Source organism: Aeromonas sp. R4-1, assembly GCF_040908325.1.
Classification (GTDB): Bacteria; Pseudomonadota; Gammaproteobacteria; order Enterobacterales; family Aeromonadaceae; genus Aeromonas; species Aeromonas veronii.
Genome location: NZ_JBFODM010000098.1, coordinates 158,602 through 177,844, shown reverse-complemented (window position 1 = coordinate 177,844; position 19,243 = coordinate 158,602). Strand labels below are relative to the sequence as shown.

Sequence of the window (19,243 nt, the reverse complement as noted above, 5' to 3'; positions counted from 1 at the left end):
GAATGCTCCCGGTTCTTGAGCCGGGGGCACTCTTGGCGTGGTTCTGATGTCTGTTCGCGGCGATGACTGGCTGGTGCGACTTTAGAAATGCTGATGACACAGGCTGTCGCATGATGGTTTTGGTATGCGGATTTCAGATTAAATATGTATTCATATGAACAAGTCTCTACAGAGCAGGCCATAAGCTCATAGAACCTTATCGCCTCATATCTTTGTTTATTTTGTTAATAGTGTTTTTTGTACTCACCTTTGTGCATAAAGATTGATCTATTCATCTGTTTGAGAACCATTCCCATCTTTCTGGATTGACTAAATTGTCCACAGCTGCAAAATCGCCCACCTTGCCACTCCCGATGTGAATCGGGTTCGGAAAGCCTCAGATCTCCGCTCGGAGATGGCTGGGCCGCACATAGGAAAGGTGTGGCCGTTGCCCGCCTTTCACCCTCGAAATCAGCACACAAGTCAGGAAGCCCTCTTGCTCATCAGGCAGGAGCGGACGGGTGTGTATATCCGTATGGTCGTGCAGGGACGATATGACCAGCGTTTGTTATGGGTGGTATGTTGCGAATGAATCGCATCTTTTTGATGTTGGCGCTGTTGCCCCTGCTGGTGTGTGCCAGTGAGGTGGACAGAGTGCGTGAAGCCTGGGTCATCAAGGCTCGAGCGGGAGAGCTGGATGCGGCAGCGCACGGGCTGGATGCTCTCTATCGACAAAGTGGTGATGGCAAGGTGCTCGATGATCTGATCGCCGTGCAGCTGTGGCGGGGTGATCGCAAGGGGGCGCTGGCCGCCTGTGAGCCGTGCGAGCTCAGCCCCATCAGCAACAGTACGCTGGAAGGGGTGGCCCGTGCCGCCCGCGACGAGAAGCGCTACTCCGAGGCGATCAGCTATTACCGCATCCTGCAGGGACGCGATCCGGCCAACCGCAATGGCTGGCTCGGGCTGTTTCTCACTGCCAGTGATCAGGGCAACCGCGAGCTGGCCCGCCGCGCAGCGGGTGAATATGAGGTCAACTTTGGCCGCGACCAAGCGATCCTCGAAGCCCGCATCTATGCCGCCCGCCAGGGTGAGGACCCCATGGGCGAGCTGCTGGCCCGCCAGCAGTGGCTGGAGCTGGAGCCGGATAACCACGAGCAGGTACTGGCGCTCTATCGGGTAGCGGTGAGCCTGGGGGCGGGGCCTGCGGCAGCAGACCTGATGGGCCGTTACCCCAAGCTGTTCAAACCGGTCGACCGGCTCTGGCTCGACTACTACCAGGCGGTCAATCTGCTGCGGATCTCGGCCCAGACCGAGGATCCGGTGCTGGCCCGACGCTCCCTGACCCGCACTCTTGCGCTGCAAGAACGGATCTTGGCCCGCGCCCCCCACGATCATGTGCTCTATATCAGTGCCCGCCGAGATGTCGTGGTGACGCTGGTGGCCCTCGGCGAGTTTGCCCGAGCCGAACGGGAGTCCGCTACGCTGCAGGCCGAGTGGCCATTGCCTGACTATGTGCTGGAGGCGCGCGCCGATGCACTGGCCGGGCTGGGGCGGGTGGATGAGGCTTCCGTGATTTACCAGCAACTGGCGACCCCGGCACGGGCCAAAGACAAGCGCCTGCTGGAGAAGCGCTTCTACGCCTATTCAGATGGCGAGCGCTATGGCGCGGCGCAGGGGCTGCTGGCCGGTTGGCAGGAGCCGCCGACTCGCTGGGATTTCACTGGCAACATGCGGATGGCCAATGACGACTACGAGAAGGTGTTGCAGCTGAAAGCCTTGCTGCAGGCCTGGCGTGGTGAGGCGGGTGCGGCAGAGCAGCAGCTGGAAGGGTGGCTGAAGAGTGCGCCTGCCAATCCCTGGCTCTGGCTGCAACTGGGGGATATTCGCCGCTGGCGGGGTCATCCCGACGGGGCCGAGCAGGCGTATCGGCAGGCCGTGCGCTGGCTGCCAGCAGGACGCACCGTGCTGGCCGAGCCGGGTCGCCTCAACGCCCGGCTCGACAAGGGGGACTGGCAGGGCACGCCGCAGGCCGTGCGCACCCTTGGCAACCTGACCCGGGATCGTCAGGAGTTGCAGCAGCGGCTGACTCTGGAGCAGGCGCCACAATTTGTTACCGACCTGACCCATGGCCGCAACGAAGGGGGCTCGGTGCAGGCCAGCCGTGACTGGAGCTACGACAGCCGCCTCTACAGCGCTCGCACTGATGGCGGTGATCGGCTGTTTGTCCGTCGTCAGGGCAGCTTTGGCGAGTTCGACCAGCAGCCCGAGCGCGCCGCCTATACCGGGCTGGGGGCCGAGATCTTTTTCTACCCGCTGCAACTGACGCTGGAGGGGGGCACGGGCAGCGAGCTCAACCACAAAGGCTATCTCTGGAGTCGCCTCGATTGGCGGCTGGATGATCACTGGACATTGGGTGCAGCCATCAATCTCAACAGTGCCGACACCCCGCTGCGGGCATTGGCGCGCGGCAACTACGCCGATCAATACCAGCTCGATCTGGGCTGGCGTCAGGATGAGACCCGCGAGGGGGCACTGCGACTGGAGCAGATGGATATCAGCGATGGCAACCGGCGGCTGACGGCCTCCGGCTGGCTGCGTCAGGATCTCTGGCGCCGGGATCGCTGGTGGTTCGATACCACCTTGCGTGGTGCCACCTCCCGCAACGAGGCGGTGGAGGTCGACTACTTCAACCCCCTGCAGGATCGCAATCTGGAGCTGGAGCTGGCGGGGCGCTACCGACTGCCGCTGGACGGTCGTCGCTCTTTGCTGCAGAGCCTGACCATGAGTGGCAATCACTACTGGCAGCAGGGCTATGGCAGCGATCAGGGGTGGCAGCTCAGCTATCGCCATGACTGGATCCTCTCTCCCGCTCTCAGCCTGGGCTATGGTCTGGGCCGCCGTCAGGCCATCTATGACGGCAACCCCGAGTTCGGAAATTTCATCTTCGCCAATCTGCAATGGAGTTTCATGTGATGAAACGCTGGCTTGCTCCTTTCGTTTTGCTGCTTGCACTGCTGCCTTCGCTGACGCAGGCGGCCCGGCAACCCGATGACTACGTGGTGCTCTGCTACCACGACATCGTCGATCTGAAATTGACCCCCAACCTCAAGCTCTATCCCCAGACCATCCGACGCGACACCCTGATCCGCCACTTCAACTGGATCAAACAGCAGGGCTATCACCCGGTCAGCTTCCAGCAGATCCTGGATGCCAAAGCGGGCAAGGCACCGCTGCCGGAGAAGGCGATCCTGCTCAGCTTCGATGATGGATACGAGAGCTTCTACCGGCTGGTCTATCCGCTGCTCAAGCTCTACAACTATCCGGCGGTCTTTGCGCTGGTGGGCAGCTGGCTGGATGTGGCTGATGACAAGATGGTCCCCTACGGCAATGACAAACTGCCGCGCAGCTACTTCGTCGGCTGGCCGCAGATCCGCGAGATGCAGGACTCCGGACTGGTGGAGCTGGCCTCCCACACTTTCACCTCCCACTACGGGCTGCTCGCCAACCCGCAGGGTAACGTGCAGCCGGCGGTTACCACCGCAGGCTGGAGCCAGAATGGCTACGAGAGCATGGCCGACTACCGGGCCCGGATAAAAGCCGACTTCGACGCATCGGCCAGTCAGCTCAGGGAGCAGACCGGTCGGGCACCACGGATCCTGGTCTGGCCCTACGGCGCCTTCAATCAGACTGCGCTGGATCTCGCCCGTGCGGCGGGGATGCCCTACACCTTCACCCTGGCGGAAGGGCTCAATAAGCTGAGTGACTCGGGCAGCACGGTGCGCCGCTATCTGCTGGAGGAGGACACCAGCCTCGAAACCCTGGACGAGATCATGGGGGGCAACACCTGGGAGCGGCAGGTGGAACGCTTGGTACACGTGGATCTGGACTATGTCTACGACAAGGATCCGCTGCAGATGAACAAGAACATCGACATGCTGCTGGACCGGATCAAGGGCTACGGCATCACCACCGTCTATCTGCAGGCCTATGCCGATGACAACGGCGACGGAGTAGCGGAGGCGCTCTACTTCCCCAACCGTCATATGCCGGTCAAGGCAGATCTCTTCAATCGGGTGGCCTGGCAGCTCAAGACCCGGGCCGGGGTCAAGGTGTTCGCCTGGATGCCGGTGATGGCCTACGACATGGGGCCGAACCACGCCTATGTCACCGACAGCCGTACCGGCACTCCGGCCAAGGGGCAGTATCTGCGCCTTTCGCCCTGGGATCCTGCCAGCCGTCAAATCCTTTTGGATATCTACGAGGATCTCGGTTTTTACACCAAGTTCGATGGCCTGCTGTTCCATGACGATGCCTTCCTCAGCGACTACGAGGGGCCGATGCCGCTGGCTCGCACTCCGGATGCACTGCAGGCGCAAGGGGAGCAGAAGACCGATCTGCTGATCGATTTCACCATGGCGCTGCGCGATGCCGCCGCCCGTTACCGGCAAGGGGGAGCCGACGGTCTCAAGACTGCCCGCAACATCTATGCGGCGCTGGTGACCGAGCCGCAATCCCAGCAGTGGTTTGCCCAGAGCATGGCGGCGTTTGCCAAGGCCTATGACTACACCGCCGTGATGGCCATGCCCTATATGGAGCAGGCAGAAAACCCCGATGAGTGGCTGGCCAGGCTGGCGGAAGATTCACTGGCACAGGTACCGGCCAATCGGCTGGTGTTCGAGCTGCAGAGTCGCAACTGGCGTACCGACCAGCCCATCCCCGATGCCGAGCTGGCGCGCTGGATGGAGATCATCCAGCGCAAGGGGGTGACCAACTTTGGCTACTACCCGGACGATTTTCACAACAACCAGCCGGATCCGGCGGTGCTCAAACCGGTCTTCTCGGTGCAGACCCAGCCTCAGCCGGCCCAGCTGTCGGTGACGCCGGTTGCTGTCAGCGGCGCTGCGGCCACCCACGGGGAGGCGATGCGGTGACGGCGCTTCTGGAAGGGATCGCCATCTTTACCCTGGCCTATCCCAGTCTGATGGCCATGGTGTGGGTTTGTGGCGGTCTCTATTACTACTTCCAGTGGGAGCGGCGGGATATCGCGCTGGCCAAGCGGGGGCTGGAGCTCCCCTATTACCCCAAAGTGACCTTGATGGTGCCTTGCTACAACGAGGGGGCCAATGTCGAGGAGACCATCGGCCACCTGCTGCGCCAGCGCTATCCCGATTTTGAGGTGCTGGCCATCAACGATGGCAGCAAGGACGACACAGGTGCGCGGCTGGATCGGCTGGCGCAGCAGGATCCGCGCCTGACCGTGCTCCACCAGCACAATCAGGGCAAGGCGATGGCGCTCAACAACGGGCTGGCGGTGGCCAGCGGGGAGATCCTGGTCGGCATCGACGGGGATGCGGTGCTGGACTATGACGCGGTGCGCTGGATGGTGAAGCACTTCATCGAGAGCCCGAGGGTCGGGGCGGTCACCGGCAATCCGCGGGTCCGCACCCGCTCCACCATCATCGGCAAGATCCAGACCGGCGAGTTCAGCTCCATCATCGGCCTCATCAAGCGGGCCCAGCGGATCTACGGTACTGTCTTTACCGTCTCCGGGGTGGTGGTGGCCTTTCGCAAGCAGGCGGTCGAGGCGGTCGGTGGCTGGAGCAATGACATGGTGACCGAGGACATCGACATCAGCTGGAAGTTGCAGCTGGCCGGCTGGCTCATCCACTATCAGCCCCAAGCGCTCTGCTGGGTGCTGATGCCGGAGACGGTGCGCGGTCTCTACAAGCAGCGGCTGCGCTGGGCGCAGGGGGGCGCCGAGGTGTTTCTGCGCTACGGGTTGCAGGCGATGCGCTGGCGCAACCGCCGCTTCTGGTTGCTGCTGCTGGAGTATCTCTCCAGCGTGGCCTGGTGCTACAGCATGTTGCTGCTGGCACTGATCTGGCTGATTGAGCCTGACGTGAGCGGACTGGCGGTGGGTCATCTGTTCCAGTGGACCGGGGTGATGATGACCGCTATTTGCCTGGTGCAGTTCGGGGTCAGCATCTTTATCGACAACCACTACGACAAGAGCATGGCCCGCAGCTTTATCTGGTGCGTCTGGTATCCGCTCATCTACTGGCTGCTCAATCTGGTGACCGTGGTGGCGGCGGTGCCCAAGGCGATCCTGCGTCGCCGTGGCCAGCTGGCGGTGTGGGAGAGTCCTGACAGGGGGGAGTCGTTCCGTGACAAAACATAAGTTGGCGAACGAGATGATTATCAGCAACGGTACCCGGCGCAGCTGGAAGTATCGGCTGCGGGATCTGCTGATCCTGCTGGTGACCTGGGGGGGTTGGTTGTTTCTGGCGCTGCAACCCTGGTTCAACTATCTGGAGACGGAGGAGGATGATAGCTTTATCGGTTCGCTGGATGCCATCGAGGTGGGGCAACTGTTTCTGGCCCTGTTGTTCGGCATCTTCCTGTTGATCCACTCTTGGGCGAAATACAACAAGCTGCTGCACCGGCTGGTGGGCAAGCGAGCGGCCTCGAAAGCGCCGTGAGCATGAGGGGCCAATCGGCCCCTCACTTTTTATCACCGGTCACGGGCTGCGAAACGGGCGGGGCATCCGGAGCGTTTTTCCGGGCCTGTTTGCCATCGTGATGTCGCCGCCCCCTCAAAAAACCAGTCGTTTTGCTCCTTATTCTTCATTCATCAATGACTTTATTTCCGCAATTTTCACAGATGACGTGGCGTTCAAAGCGATCCATGTTGGCCAGAAAGGGACCGGCGGCCCAGCCGGTAATGAAGTCTTTGATAAATGCTGTGCGCTTTTGCTCTGGTTTCACCTCTTTTCCATAGGATTTGTCGACCAGCACTACGACATGGTTGGTCTCGCGCTGACAACTCGGGCAGTAGCGTTGTTCGGTGGATGAAAGCAAGGGGATCTCCTTGTCCGGAAGAGTGGGCAGCAGGCTTTCCGCCGCAGATATGTAACGTCCCCATTTGATTCCTCTTGCTGGCGGATCGTCAATCACAGCGGAGGCGAATTGTGCGCCATCTCCTATGAAGAGGGGCGAGCCAACAAGGGTGATCACGAGGGGCCGGTCGGCCCCTCTTTTGTTTCCGTTTGTCACACATTGCCACACAACCTTCCCCCTCTGGCAAAGTCTTGTGACCAGACGGGTGTGCAATGGTGCCATGAGCAGGGAGATGAGGCCCTGCCGCGATGGAACCAGGGAGCATGTTATGACGAACAAATGGATGTGGTGGCTGTTGCCACTGCTGGCGGTCGGAGTCTGGTGGCTCGGTTATGCGGGGGATGCCAATGGGGTGTGGCCCTGGCGCCATGAGATGTTGTTACTGACCGGCCTGCTGGGGATGACCTATATGGCGACTTCGTTGTTGCTGGCATTGCGCCTGCCGCAGCTGGAGGTGTGGTGTGGCGGTCTGGACCGGATGTTGCGATTGCACCGCCAGACGGCCATCGGTGGCGCATTGGTGCTGACCGCCCACTGGCTGCTGGTGGAGGCGCCCAAATGGGCTGTCTCGGCGGGTTGGCTGAGTCGTCCTGCGCGGCGTGGGGCCAGTACAGCTGGCGCTGGTGCAGGTAATGGCATCTCGCTCCATGCCCTTGGCAATACCCTGGGTGAGTGGAGTTTCTATCTGCTGATCGCGCTGGTGGTGTTGAGCTTGCTGGCGCTGGTTAGTTATGGCCGTTTTCGGTTGATCCACCGGCTGGCGCCGCTCATCTATTTGGCGGGTTGGGGGCACGGGCTCTGCCTGTTGCCTCAGGTGGGAGCCATGACGCCGGTTGGGGTATCGATCTGGTTGATCGGCGGGATCGGTGCTATCGGGGCCCTCTACTCCCTGCTGGGACAAGTGGGAGCGCGGGATCGCCATCCGGGCCGGGTCATTGCGGTGCGGGCGCTGGCGGATCACACCTGCGAGCTGACCATGGAGCTGGAGCGGCCGCTCGCCCATTACCGCCCGGGTCAGTTTGCCTTTTTCGAATTTGATGCCAAAGAGGGGCCGCACCCCTTTACCCTGGTGCGGGTGTCGGCGGATCGGCGCCAGCTGGTGATCGCGGTGCGGGCGCTCGGGGATCATACCCGTCAGCTGGTGGCAGAGGCGCGCGCCGGGGATGGGGTGGTGGTGACCGGGCCCTATGGCGCCTTTGTCGCCCCGCAAGGGGGAGGTAGAGCCCTCTGGCTGGGGGCCGGGATAGGTATCACGCCGTTCGTCGCCTGGCTGGAGGGGCTGGCTGCCCGTGGGGAGCGCGGCGAGGGGATCACCCTGATCCAGTGCGCGCCGGATTTGGCGGGAGCTGTCTACCACCGACGGTTGGCCGAGCTCTGTCATCGCACCGGCGTGTGCTATCAGCTGCGTCTGGACAAGGCGGCCGGGCGGCTGGATCTGGCTCGCATCGCGCAGGATGCGCCCGAGCAGGTGCGGTTTTGCGGGCCGGAGGGGATGGCAGATGCCCTGACCCGGCTGTTGCCGGACGGGCATCTGCATCGCGAGCTGTTTCGCTTTCGTTGAGCTCGACGGGCGCCGTTATTTGGTGCTGGCTGGCAACTGCTTGAGGGCGGCTTGTACCGCCGCCTCCAGTTGCGGATCGCGCCCGGCAACCATGTCGGCGGGAGTGAGGGGCACCTGTAGATCCGGGATCAGCTCCTGATTCTCGTAGAAGGTGCCGTCCGGTTTGCGCAGCCCCAAGGTCGGAATGCCGTAGGAGAGTCCCGGGATCAGCCGGGAGTCGTGGCTGTAGACCATGGTGCCGGTGCCGGGCACCGGATCGCCGACGATGGGGCCGACCTTGAGGGCACGGTAGTACTCGGGGAAGGCGGAGCCTTCCGAGTAGCTGCCAGCGTTCACCAGCACCACCGAAGGCTTGGTCCACTGGCGAGTGGCGGCGTCGGTTTCCCCCTTGCCCTGACGGGGCCAGCTGCTGGCCATCCCCTTGGTGCTGCCGCTGCCGGTCAGAAACTCCACCAGGGTATTGGCGAGATAGCCGCCGCTGTTAAAGCGGACATCGACGATCAGCGCATCGCGATTGCGCTGTCTGCCGAGGGCATCCGCCACCACCGCATCGTAGACCTCGCTATTCATCGCCGGCAGATAGACGTAGCCGACACGTCCTCCGCTCAGTCTGGCCACCAGCTCCCGCCGTTTCTCAATCCAGCGATCCTGTTGCAACTGGTACTCTTGCTGCTTGTCGATGGCGGTGAGCACCACCTCGTCAGTTTGCTTGTTGCCCTCCTGCTGGAAGGTGAGGGCAAGCCGGGCGCCAGCCTGATGGTTGAGGGCCTGATCCAGCTCGGCCAGATTGGCAATCGGGACGCCGTTGATGGCGAGCAGGCGGGCGCCCGGGGCGATATCGCTCTCCTGATCCAGCGGGCCGCCAGAGAGCAGGGCGGTGAGCATCACCCCTTGCTCGCCATCCTGCCAGTAGCCGCCCAGGCTGGCGGTCTCGTCCGCCATGCGCGGGAAGGGGGCAGGGCCGCTGCCCCAGGTGTGGGAGACATTGAGCTCGCCAGCCAGCTCCGCCAGCAGGTTGCCAAAGTCCCGCGGGTTGCCGATGCCCGGCAGCAGGCGGCGGTAAGCGGCGACATAGCTATCCCAGTTCACCCCGTTCATATCGTCCAGATAGAACTCGTCCCGGGTTAGGCGGGCGATCTGATCGAAGGCGGCGGTCATGCGTTCCTGCCAGCGGCTGGTGGGTTGCAAGGCGAAGGGGGCGCTGGTGGCCTCGCCGGAGTCGAGATGGATCCGGGTGATCTCCCCATCCCGCACCAGGGTAGCCAGGGTGCCCTGCTGGTTGAGGCTTGCCAGCGCTGGGCCGGGCTGCTCACCAAACAGTTCGCTGGTTTTGCCCTTGCGCAGATCCTGGCTGTAGCCCTTGATCTCGCTCTCGCTGTTGACCCCCATCTCTTCCACCAGATAGATCACTTGGTCGCCGATGATGCGGCTGGCGAGCAGGGTGCCGGTGGGTTGCAGCAGCAGCGCTTCTCTATGGTTGAGACGATCGCTCTCAAAGCCGTATCCCCCTTTCGGCGGCTCCAGCTCGGCAATGGCATCGGCTCTGGCTGCGCGGCTGCTGTAGATGCCGAGCAGGTTGGTGACGAGGGGCTCGCCATCGGGCCCCAGTGCGCCAAACCGGGTCGATTGCCAGTAGAGAATGGCGCCATCCTGACTCCAGCCCGGTTGCCCATCCTGATAGCCGTTGAGGCTGACATTGACCGGTTTGGCCTTGGGGTTGGCCGTGTCGATCACCGCGATCTCCTGTTCCGCCGCATCGGGGCGGAAGGTGAGCGCCAGATGGCGGGAGTCGGGGGCAAAGGCGAGATGCACCTCGTGGCGAGACGGGTTGAAGCTGGCAGGCACCAGCTCCCGTTGCTTGTTGCTCGCCAGATCCAGCAGATGGATTGCCTGGCCATCCACCACGAAGGCGAGTTGCTTGCCATCGGGGGAGAGCACCGGACGGCTGATCCCCTTGTCGGGAATGGCCAGCAGCAGACTCTCGGTCAGAGTGCCGGGATCGCTGAACAGCAGATCCGGATCTCCCTTGCGCAGGCGATAGAGGGCAGCGTGCCCCTGCTGCTCCGACAGATAGATGAGGGCACGGCCCTGCTCGGCGAAGAGGGGGCTGGACTGCTCGCTCGGATCTCGGGTCAGCTGGCGCACCCGCTCCCGCTCGGGGTCGACGGCAAACAGGTTGCCCTCGCTCACCAGGATCAGCTCGTCCGCCTCTTCGCTGACCAGCGCTTCGTCGGCCAGGGTCAGGGCCTCGCTCGCCTCATCCGGCGCGCTCGCCACTTGTGGGGTGAGGGTCAGCTTGCGTGGCTCGCTGCTACCGGCATCGAGGCGATAGAGTTCACCCAGCCATGACCAGACCAGATCGCCATTGCGAGAGGCGCTGAGCCCCCGCACCGGATGGCCCTGATAGTGGGTCAGCTGTTGCTCCTTGCCGCTGGCGAGATCCCGGCGCCAGACGTTGAAATCGCCGCTGCGCTCGCTCAGGTAAAAGAGGGTATCCCCCTTGTCGCTCCAGACCGGATCGGTGGCCGCCACCCGATCTTCGGTCAGCTGCTTGTGCTGCTTGCCATCAAACAGCCAGAGACGGGGCACCGCAAACGAGTGCTGATGCTTGCGAAAGGGTTGATCCGCCGCGGGCATCTGGTAGACGAGCCGCTCCCCGTGGGGACGGGCTAGGGTCGCAGGCAGCGGCAGGTCGGCCTGCAAGGTGCCGCCGGTGATCGGGGTCCAGTAGAGCTCGCCCCATTGGTAGCCTTCCGCGACAAAATGGTCGGCAGCGGGTGCCCCCAGGCGCTGGCTGCTCAGCAACAGCCGTTTGCCATCGGCGCTGAAGGCTTGCGGCAGATCGGTGCGCGAATCGCGAGTGAGGCGCACCATCTCGCCGCCGCTGGCAGGCACCACGAACACATCTTCGTTGCCGTAGAGATTGGCGGCAAAGGCGAGCTGTTTGCCATCCGGCGACCAGATTGGCCGCTGGCTCAGGTAGTCGCTGCCGGTGAGCGCCGTAGCGGGGCCACCCTCGGCACTGGCGACAAAAATGCGCCCCTGCCAGGTGAAAGCAAGCTGCTTGCCATCGGGGGAGAGGGCGGGCTCGCGCAGCCAGAGTGCATCGGCGGCGACACTGGCGGGCAGCCAGAGCAGAAGTGGCGAGAACAGCAGGGTGGCGAGGCGGCACGAAGAGCTCATGGCATGATCCTGTCGGGGAGTGGAGTGTTATCTTCGCCGATCATTGCCCCGGGTGCCAGCGCGATAATTTTTGTATCTTGTTGTTTTAACTGTTAATTACCAATGCCAAATGACGGCGTTCAAGGAAGATGGCCTTGCTGCGGCAAGATATGTTTTGCCGGGCATATTGAGTATTGATGGCGATCCAATATCATGGCGCTCGCTCGCCGCTCGGCGGGCATCGTTCAGATGATCTGGTAACAAGAAAAGCCCGCACCAGAGGCTTGTCGAGGGATGGAATGAGAGCCGTATTACTGTGTTTGTTGGGGCTTTGGCCCGCATTGAGTTTTGCCTTGACCGAAAAAGCCGATTTGGTGGTGGTCAAGAAGTCGACCTATAGCCTGACCCTGATGAAGGATGGCAAGGAACTGAAGCGCTACTGGATTGCTCTGGGCCCGGCGCCCAAGGGGCACAAGCAGCAGGAAGGGGATCAGCGTACTCCGGAAGGGCGCTACACCCTCGACTACAAGAAGACCAATTCCGGCTACTACAAAGCCATCCATATCAACTATCCGAACTTGGATGACATCAAGCGCGCCAATGAGCTGGGTGTTCGTCCGGGTGGCATGATCATGATCCACGGCCAGCGCAACAGCATTGGCAACCGCAGGGTTCAGCCTTCCAACTGGACCAACGGCTGCATTGCCATGCTCAATCACGAGCTGGATGAAGTGTGGGACGCTATTGACCCGGGTACGCCCATCGTCATCGAGCCCTGATCCGTACAACGGGGGCCTTGTCGGTAGACAAGGCCCCCGTTCTGTTTGGGGTGTGATCCTCTCTCACGGATGTCTTTTTGAGACATTCGTATTGTTGTGAATGTCACTTCAAAAAAAGCCTGCAAATGGTGAGGATATGGGCTCTATCCGTGAAGGAGTGTCCCATGTCTTTGAGCGAAACCTGTCAGCGCATCGTGCGCGATCCCCATCTCTCCGCCGCCCAGAAGAGCCACGCGCTGGCGCTGGCCGCCGAGAATGCGTTGCCCTACCCCGACCTGCCTGCCGCAGTCGCCGAGGCGATGGAGCAGGGATTTATCTGCGACATGTTCGAAGGGCACGCCCCCTACAAGCCACGTTATGTGCTGCCGGACTATGAAAAATTCCTGACTCAGGGCTCTGCCTGGCTGGAGCTGACGGCGCCGCAGGATTTCGACGAGGCGCTCAATGCCCTGCGCATCCTCTATCACCATGTCCCCTCCGTCACCGGCATGCCGGTCTGGCTGGGTCGGCTCGACCATCTGCTGTTGCCGTTTGTCGGCGAACTGGATGACGAGACTCTCTACCGCAAGCTGAAAGGGTTCTGGATCTATCTGGATCGGGTGCTGCCGGACGCCTTCATGCACGTCAACATCGGGCCGGATGACAACCGCATCTGCCGCCTGATCCTGCGTATCGACAACGAGCTCAAGCAGGTGGCGCCGAACCTCACCTTTTTCCACGATCCGGAGCAGACCCCGGACAGCCTGCTGCTGCAGGCGGTGAAGAATATCGCCGAGTGCAGCAAGCCGCACATCGCCAACTACCCTATCCATCGCGATACCTTTGACCAGCGTGGTTTTGGCATCGTCAGCTGCTACAACGCCCTGCCGCAGGCGGGTGGCGCCAATACCCTGGTGCGTATCTCCCTCAAGCGGGTCGCCGAGCAGTGTCAGGGGATCGATGACTTCCTCGGCTGCCTGCTGCCCCACTACTGCCGTCTCACGTCCCAGCTGATCGCGGTGCGCGCCGCCTTCCTGCACGAGGAGTCCGGTTTCTTCGACAGCTTCCTGGTCAAGGAGGGGCTGCTGGATGAGGATCGCTTCGTCCCCATGTTCGGCATCTACGGCATGGCGGAAGCGGTCAACATCCTGATGGATAAAGAGAATCTGCCGGGCCGCTACGGCCACGACGAAGAGGCAAATCAGCTTGGATATCGCATCTCTGCCCAGCTTTCGGAATATGTCACTGCGACGCCGCAGGCCCATGCCTGGGGTGGGCACGCTCTGCTGCACTCACAGGGCGGCCTCAGCATCGATGTGGCGGTGACCCCGGGGGTACGGATTCCCTACGGGCAGGAGCCGGATCCGGCCAGTCATGTGCTGGCGCTGGCGCCGCACCACGGTTACTACCACTCGGGGATCAGCGAGATCCTGACGCTGGATCCCACCATCCGCCAGAATCCGCAGGCGCTGCTGCAGCTCTGCAAGGGGGCGCTCGCCATCGGCATGCGCGAGTTTACCGCCAACGTGGCCGACAGCGATCTGGTGCGGGTGACCGGCTACATGATCCGCAAGAGCGATGTGGCCCGCTTTGCAGAGGAGGGCTCGCGGTTGCAGACCACCTGTCTTGGTGCCGAGGCGAGTGAAGTGACCGCCATCCGCCAACGGGCGCCGCGAGTTGTGGCCAATGAGTCGACCATCAGCCAGTACTGAGCCGAGTCCGATGGATGAAGCTCTGCTGACGCGCAGCGCCCTGGTGAGCAGGGTGCTGCCTTTTTCCTGTGTTGATGGGCCGGGCAACCGGCTGGTGCTCTTCCTGCAAGGGTGCAACTTCAGCTGCCCCGGTTGTCACAATCCCCATACCATCGGACTGTGCGACGATTGCGGCGACTGCCTTGCGGTCTGCCCGAGTGGAGCCCTCACCATGAGCGAGGGCAAGGTTCATTGGCAGGAGGCGCTCTGTACCGATTGCGATGCCTGTCTGGATGTCTGCCCCCGTAGTGCCAATCCCAAGACCACAACCATGACGGTGGACGACGTGCTGGCCCTGTTGCGCCGCTACGGCCCACTGCTGAGCGGGATTACCGTCTCCGGCGGCGAGGCGACCACCCAGCTCCCCTTTGTGGTTGCGCTGTTTGCCGCCATCAAGGGCGCGCCGGATCTGACCCATCTCACTTGCCTGCTCGACAGCAACGGTTCTCTGGCCGAAACTGGCTGGCAGCGGCTGCTGCCGGTGCTCGACGGCGCCATGCTCGATCTCAAGGGGTGGCGTGACTCGGTGCATCACACTCTGACCGGTTATGGTCGCGAGCGGGTGCTGGCATCGCTGCAACTGCTGGCACGCCACGGCAAGCTGGCCGAACTGCGGCTGCTCCATGTGCCGGGCAAGAGCGATTTTCTGGATGCGAGTGGTGAGCTGGACGAGGATCTTGCCGCCTTCTTGCAGCAGCTTGGGCCTGTGCCCATTCGCCTCAACGGCTTTCGCCACCATGGGGTACGGGGAGAGGCGGCGCAATGGCCAGAGGCTCACCAAACCGAGCTGGAACAGCTGGCCAGCCGTTTGCGTGCAGCGGGATTGGGGGCGGTCTCACTGCCTGCCTTGATGGGCTGAGTGGTTGCGTCATCCGGTGACCGTCATGGTGTGAGGTGCGGCATGGAAAGGCCGCAACTGTGATTTCTGTCTATTGGTGGGGGCGAGAACGGCGGCTAGAATAATGGCCATCTTCTTAACCCCTCAATGACAGATAATCATGAGTGAAAGCAAGGCGTTATATCGGGTTCAGTTTATTTGCCACAGCGAGCGCTACGAAGTGTATGTGCGCGAAGTCAATCAGGGCCAGCTGTTCGGTTTTATCGAAATTGCCGACTTTGTCTGGGACAACCACACGGCGCTTATCGTCGATCCCAGTCACGAGAAGCTCAAGAGCGAATTTGCCGATGTGCGCCAGACTCTTATTCCCATGCATCAGGTGCTGCGCATCGATCAGGTGAAAAAGCAGGGGGCTGCCCGCATCACGGATCTGGGCAGCAATGTCGCCTCCTTCCCCAGCCCCATCTATACCAAACGTCCCTAGTCCCTGCTTGCCCTTGATGTTTCGCCGCGGTGAAACATCAATTTCTTCTCGCTGTCGTCCGGCTCAGGGCTCAATCAATTCGCGACCCAGTTGCAGGATCCGCTGGCGGAACCAGTGACGGGCCGAGCCATCACCGGCCGGACCATACCAGACCAGACTGTGACTCACCTTGCCGTAATCGAACGGTGCCGGACGCATCATCAGATCCGGCTGACTGGCCATGCAGGCCGCCCAGCCACCGATGGCGGTGAGGATCAGATCAGTCTGGGGCAGCAGGGCCGCCGCGCTGGCAAAATCGGGCAGGGTGGCGCCAATCTGGCGACGCACCTGCTGCTGGGCCAGGCTCTGCTCGAAGAAGGGGTTGGCCAGCTCCTGATCCCGGATGGCGATATGGCGCCAGCTCAGGTAGGCATCGAGATCCCAGGGCTTGGCCAGCGCGGGATGGTCTTTGCGCAGCAGGCAGACCAGTTTTTCTTCCCGCAGGGTCTCCCACACCAGCCCGGGCTGGCGTGGCAATGGCTGGCTCTGGTCATGGGGCAGGATCACGAAGTCGAGTTTACCCGCTGCCAGCGCCTCCAGTCCCTGCTCATCCTTGTTCCAGATCTCCGGCACCATGCCCGGTACCTCCTGCATCAGCTGACCCAGAATGGGGCCCACCGGCCAGGTCATCACGCTCTCGCGCAATCCCAGCCGCAAGCTGCCCTGCCACTGTTGGGGGTTGAAGGTGTTCTGGCGAGTGAGGCCGTTCAGCTCCCCCAGTAGTCGATGCAGGGTGGGAGCCAGTCGCTCGGCCATGGGGGTGAGCAGCAGCTGGTTGCCCTGGCGGTAGAGCAGTTGATCCCCCAGCAGATCCCGCAGTTGGTTGAGGGTTTTGCTGACGGTGGAAGGGGTGGTGCAGAGTCGCTCGGCGGTGCGGGTGACGCTCTGGTTGTCGAGCAACAGGTGCAGGGTGACCAGATGGCGACCTCCCAGCCGAGAGAGAGCGATCAGATCCATAGTGGCTCCTGAAATTGATGAAGATAAACAGGCTTGGAATCAGAAAGATTCAACGTGACCTGCTGGCATTCTCTCACAGCAGGGGGAGGGTGAGCAGACCCATCAAGAGGTGACCGCGAACGCAACAGACAAAAAGCCCCGCCAAAGCGGGGCTGATACGGATTAGCCCTTGAGCACCGCCGCCATGGCGTCGGCCACATAGTCGACGTTGCGGCTGTTGAGGCCCGCCACACACATGCGGCCGGAGCGCACCAGATAGACGGCGAACTCTTCGCGCAGTCTGTCAACCTGCTCCGGGGTGAAGCCGGTATAGCTGAACATGCCGCGCTGGTTGATGAAGTAGCTGAAGTCGCGGCCCGGCACCTTGGCGCTCAACACCTCGTAGAGCTTCTGGCGCATCCCCTTGATGCGGGTGCGCATCTCGGTCACCTCACCGACCCACATGGCGTGCAGTTCGGGCTGGCTCATCACCGCCGCGGTGATCTGACCGCCGTGGGTGGGGGGGCTGGAGTAGTTGCGGCGCACGGTGGCCTTCATCTGGCCGAGCACCCGGCTCGCCTCTTCGGCATCCTTGCAGATGACCGACAGACCGCCACAGCGCTCGCCGTAGAAGGAGAGGTTCTTGGAAAACGAGTTGCTGACGAAGAAGCTGACGCCGGCGGCCACCATGGCGCGGATGGCGTAGGCATCCTCTTCCAGCCCGTCACCGAAGCCCTGATAGGCGATATCCATAAAGGGGATCAGGTTCTTCTCGACCACCAGCGCGATCACCCGATCCCACTGGGCGCGGGAGAGATCCACCCCGGTCGGGTTGTGGCAGCAGGGGTGCAGCAGCACGATGCTCTTGGCCGGCAGGCTGCTCAGGCAGTCGATCATCGCATCGAACTGCACGCCGCCGGTAGCCGCATCGTAGTAGGGGTAGTCATGCACCTTGATGCCGGCTCCCTCGAACATCGCCTTGTGGTTGTCCCAGGTCGGGTTGCTGACCCACACTTCGGAGGTCGGGAAGTAGCGCTTGAGCAGATCGGCGCCGATCTTCAGGGCGCCCGAGCCGCCGATGGTCTGGATGGTGGCGATACGTCCCGCCTTGACCGCTTCATGGTCGGCACCAAACAGCAGGTGTTGCACTGCGGTGCGGTAGTTGGCGGCGCCTTCCATCGGCTGGTAGGGGCGCGGGGCCGGGGCGGCGGCGCGCTGGGCTTCGGCCTGCTGCACCGACGGCAGCAGCGGAATGCGGCCCTGCTCGTCGTAATAGAGGCCGATCCCCAGGTTCACCTTCTGCTCGCGGGTGTCTTTGTGGAAGGTCTCGACTAGCGTCAGGATGGGGTCGCCAGCATAGGCATCGACGTGTTCAAACATGGGGGATCCTTGAAATTGACTGTCCAGTAAAACCGGCGGTCAGCCGGGCTGGACATCATGGCGCAAAGCTGGCAGTGGCTCAAGCCCAACACTGGTCGAGCCTGAAGGGATGGTGCCGCCATCCTGCTTACTTCAAATAGGATCGCAGGACGCTGACCACCTGATCCAGATCCTCCAGCCGCTCTGCCGGGGTGGCATCGGGGGCGCCGAGATGCTCGCGCATATGCCCTTCCAGTACCTCCAGCATCAGGCCGTTGACGGCGCCGCGGATGGCGGCGATCTGCTGCAAAATGGCGGTGCAGTCGCTCTCCTGCTCCAGCGCGCTTTCCAGCGCACCTGCTTGTCCCTTGATGCGGCGCACCCGTGCCAGCAACTTCTTTTTGTCGTGAATGGTGTGGGACATGACGGATCCTCTCGATCAATAAAACTATACTGGGGTATAGTATATTGCATCGTCGCTCTCAGGAGAAATCCATGTCATCCCTCACTCAATCACACTGCCATCAACCCGTCATCCACGAGGGCAATCCGCTGGCCGAACAGAAGACCCGCTGGGCCGTATTGCTGACCGTCATCATGATGGTGGCGGAGATTGGCGGCGGCTGGTTCTACAACTCCATGGCGCTGTTGGCCGACGGCTGGCACATGAGCTCCCACGCGCTAGCGCTCGGTCTCTCGGTGCTGGCCTACCGCGCCGCCCGCCATTTTGCCCGCGACCACAGATTCAGCTTCGGCACCTGGAAGATCGAGGTGCTGGGTGGCTTCACCAGCGCCCTGTTACTGGTGGGAGTGGCCGGGTTGATGCTGTTCGAGTCGGTGTTCCGGCTGCTCGATCCCAGCCCGATCCACTATCAACAGGCGATCGCTATCGCGCTGGTGGGGCTGCTGGTAAACCTCGCCTGTGCCTGGCTGCTCAAGGATGATCACGGCCACCATCACCACGGCCATGGGCATGGCCACCATCATGAGCATCACGACCACGATCATCATCATGACCATGACGATCACCACGGCCATCAGGATCTCAACCTGCGCGCCGCCTATATCCACGTGCTGGCGGATGCGGCCACTTCCGTGCTGGCGATTCTGGCGCTGACTGGGGGTATGTTGTGGGGGGCCGACTGGCTGGATCCGCTGATGGGCATAGTGGGTGCCGGACTGGTCGCGGTATGGGCCTGGGGCCTGTTGCGCGACTCCGGTCGGGTGCTGCTGGATGCCGAGATGGATACCCCGCTGGTGGCGGAGATCCGCGAGGTCATCGCCGAACTGCCACAGACCGAGATCCGCGATCTGCACGTCTGGCGGGTAGGGCAGCAGCAGTATGCCTGCGTGCTCTCTTTGCTGATGGTCAATCCGCTACCGGCGCAGCAGATCCGCGAACGGTTGGCGATCCATGAAGAGCTGGTGCATGTGACCATCGAGATCGCCAGCGAACAGGATAAATAACGGGGGCCGTTG

General features: G+C 62.2%; 15 protein-coding genes. 10 read left to right on the top strand and 5 right to left on the bottom strand.

Annotation, left to right across the window (positions count from 1 at the left end; all coding sequences use genetic code 11):
• Nucleotides 1-567 precede the first annotated feature (567 nt).
• Genes pgaA through AB5Y90_RS19140 form a run of 4 tightly spaced genes read left to right on the top strand, consistent with a single transcriptional unit; the run spans nucleotide 568 to nucleotide 6,458 of the window.
• A complete protein-coding gene (gene pgaA / locus AB5Y90_RS19155; protein WP_307895588.1) occupies nucleotides 568-2,952 on the top strand; it encodes a poly-beta-1,6 N-acetyl-D-glucosamine export porin PgaA in 2,385 nt (794 codons plus the stop codon).
• Nucleotides 2,952-4,910 carry a poly-beta-1,6-N-acetyl-D-glucosamine N-deacetylase PgaB gene (gene pgaB, locus AB5Y90_RS19150; protein WP_307895587.1) on the top strand — a complete coding sequence of 653 codons (1,959 nt, stop codon included), beginning with the start codon at nucleotides 2,952-2,954 and terminating at the stop codon, nucleotides 4,908-4,910. The genes pgaA and pgaB overlap by 1 nt, the downstream gene beginning before the upstream one ends.
• Nucleotides 4,907-6,157: a poly-beta-1,6-N-acetyl-D-glucosamine synthase gene (pgaC, locus tag AB5Y90_RS19145; RefSeq protein ID WP_307895586.1), complete on the top strand. Its 1,251-nt coding sequence runs from the start codon at nucleotides 4,907-4,909 to the stop codon at nucleotides 6,155-6,157. The genes pgaB and pgaC overlap by 4 nt, the downstream gene beginning before the upstream one ends.
• Nucleotides 6,144-6,458: a hypothetical protein gene (locus AB5Y90_RS19140; RefSeq protein ID WP_307895585.1), complete on the top strand. Its 315-nt coding sequence runs from the start codon at nucleotides 6,144-6,146 to the stop codon at nucleotides 6,456-6,458. The genes pgaC and AB5Y90_RS19140 overlap by 14 nt, the downstream gene beginning before the upstream one ends.
• A gap of 145 nt (nucleotides 6,459-6,603) precedes the next feature.
• Here the strand turns inward: AB5Y90_RS19140 and AB5Y90_RS19135 are convergent, their stop codons facing one another.
• The gene (locus AB5Y90_RS19135) at nucleotides 6,604-7,032 is read right to left on the bottom strand and encodes a hypothetical protein (protein WP_307895583.1); all 429 of its coding nucleotides are present in this window, start codon (nucleotides 7,030-7,032) and stop codon (nucleotides 6,604-6,606) included.
• Between the two features lie 112 nt (nucleotides 7,033-7,144).
• Here AB5Y90_RS19135 and AB5Y90_RS19130 point away from each other — a divergent pair, with 112 nt between their 5' ends.
• Nucleotides 7,145-8,437, top strand: coding sequence for a ferric reductase-like transmembrane domain-containing protein (locus AB5Y90_RS19130; protein WP_307895582.1), 1,293 nt, complete (start codon nucleotides 7,145-7,147; stop codon nucleotides 8,435-8,437).
• Nucleotides 8,438-8,452: 15 nt separating this feature from the next.
• On the opposite strand, the gene AB5Y90_RS19125 is transcribed toward AB5Y90_RS19130, so the two are convergent.
• Nucleotides 8,453-11,620: a S41 family peptidase gene (locus tag AB5Y90_RS19125; protein WP_307895580.1), complete on the bottom strand. Its 3,168-nt coding sequence runs from the start codon at nucleotides 11,618-11,620 to the stop codon at nucleotides 8,453-8,455.
• 278 nt (nucleotides 11,621-11,898) lie between these two features.
• Here AB5Y90_RS19125 and AB5Y90_RS19120 point away from each other — a divergent pair, with 278 nt between their 5' ends.
• From AB5Y90_RS19120 to AB5Y90_RS19105, 4 genes are all read left to right on the top strand, one after another.
• Nucleotides 11,899-12,378, top strand: coding sequence for a murein L,D-transpeptidase family protein (locus tag AB5Y90_RS19120; RefSeq protein WP_005340284.1), 480 nt, complete (start codon nucleotides 11,899-11,901; stop codon nucleotides 12,376-12,378).
• A 164-nt stretch (nucleotides 12,379-12,542) separates the two neighbouring features.
• The gene (locus AB5Y90_RS19115; protein ID WP_307895578.1) at nucleotides 12,543-14,069 is read left to right on the top strand and encodes a YjjI family glycine radical enzyme; all 1,527 of its coding nucleotides are present in this window, start codon (nucleotides 12,543-12,545) and stop codon (nucleotides 14,067-14,069) included.
• Between the two features lie 10 nt (nucleotides 14,070-14,079).
• Nucleotides 14,080-14,967 carry a YjjW family glycine radical enzyme activase gene (locus tag AB5Y90_RS19110; RefSeq protein WP_307895577.1) on the top strand — a complete coding sequence of 296 codons (888 nt, stop codon included), beginning with the start codon at nucleotides 14,080-14,082 and terminating at the stop codon, nucleotides 14,965-14,967.
• 139 nt (nucleotides 14,968-15,106) lie between these two features.
• Nucleotides 15,107-15,430, top strand: a complete 324-nt coding sequence (locus AB5Y90_RS19105; RefSeq protein WP_005340296.1) for a DUF1820 family protein — start codon at nucleotides 15,107-15,109, stop codon at nucleotides 15,428-15,430.
• A gap of 63 nt (nucleotides 15,431-15,493) precedes the next feature.
• Here AB5Y90_RS19105 and AB5Y90_RS19100 read toward each other — a convergent pair whose 3' ends face one another.
• From AB5Y90_RS19100 to AB5Y90_RS19090, 3 genes are all read right to left on the bottom strand, one after another.
• Nucleotides 15,494-16,426 (bottom strand): LysR family transcriptional regulator, encoded by a 933-nt coding sequence (locus AB5Y90_RS19100; RefSeq protein ID WP_139441934.1) that lies wholly within the window; start codon nucleotides 16,424-16,426, stop codon nucleotides 15,494-15,496.
• 162 nt (nucleotides 16,427-16,588) lie between these two features.
• Nucleotides 16,589-17,785 carry an amino acid aminotransferase gene (locus AB5Y90_RS19095; RefSeq protein ID WP_113740072.1) on the bottom strand — a complete coding sequence of 399 codons (1,197 nt, stop codon included), beginning with the start codon at nucleotides 17,783-17,785 and terminating at the stop codon, nucleotides 16,589-16,591.
• A gap of 127 nt (nucleotides 17,786-17,912) precedes the next feature.
• Nucleotides 17,913-18,188 carry a metal/formaldehyde-sensitive transcriptional repressor gene (locus AB5Y90_RS19090; RefSeq protein ID WP_005340299.1) on the bottom strand — a complete coding sequence of 92 codons (276 nt, stop codon included), beginning with the start codon at nucleotides 18,186-18,188 and terminating at the stop codon, nucleotides 17,913-17,915.
• A gap of 71 nt (nucleotides 18,189-18,259) precedes the next feature.
• On the opposite strand from AB5Y90_RS19090, the gene dmeF reads away from it, so the two are divergent.
• Nucleotides 18,260-19,231, top strand: coding sequence for a CDF family Co(II)/Ni(II) efflux transporter DmeF (gene dmeF, locus AB5Y90_RS19085; protein WP_307895574.1), 972 nt, complete (start codon nucleotides 18,260-18,262; stop codon nucleotides 19,229-19,231).
• Nucleotides 19,232-19,243 lie beyond the last annotated feature (12 nt).